The following is a 395-nucleotide window of genomic DNA, read 5'->3' as shown; positions in this document are numbered from 1 at the left end:
GGCTCTTCCTCGCTTCTGTCGCTTGCTGTTTAAGTCGGTTTTTGTGTTCTAAAGACAGGAATTATGGGTGACGAAGAAAAGAAAGAGAAGAAGAAGAAAAGCAAGAAGAAGGCAGAGGAAGAAGGTGGGGACGCCCCTGCCGCTGCACCTCCACCGCCCAGGCCCTCATCCCAAAAGAGGAGAGCACAAAGATCCGGCAGTAATGTCTTCGCCATGTTCACCCAGCACCAGGTCCAGGAGTTCAAAGAGGCTTTCCAACTTATTGACCAGGACAAAGATGGATTCATCTCCAAAAATGACATCAGAGCTACATTCGATTCCCTTGGCCGTCTATGCACAGATGCTGAGCTTGATTCCATGATGGCTGAAGCGCCCGGCCCCATCAATTTCACCAT

Annotated in this window: 1 protein-coding gene; it reads left to right on the top strand. The window is 50.1% G+C overall.

Annotation, left to right across the window (positions count from 1 at the left end):
• Positions 1 to 63: 63 nt before the first annotated feature.
• On the top strand, positions 64 to 395 hold a 332-nt coding region (locus BB427_RS05065), incomplete at its 3' end, for an EF-hand domain-containing protein (RefSeq protein ID WP_139119019.1).

Source organism: Pseudoalteromonas sp. BMB, from assembly GCF_001709235.1.
Lineage (GTDB): Bacteria > Pseudomonadota > Gammaproteobacteria > Enterobacterales > Alteromonadaceae > Pseudoalteromonas > Pseudoalteromonas maricaloris.
Note: the sequence above shows the minus strand (reverse complement) of the source record. Positions and strands in the feature narration are given on the sequence as shown.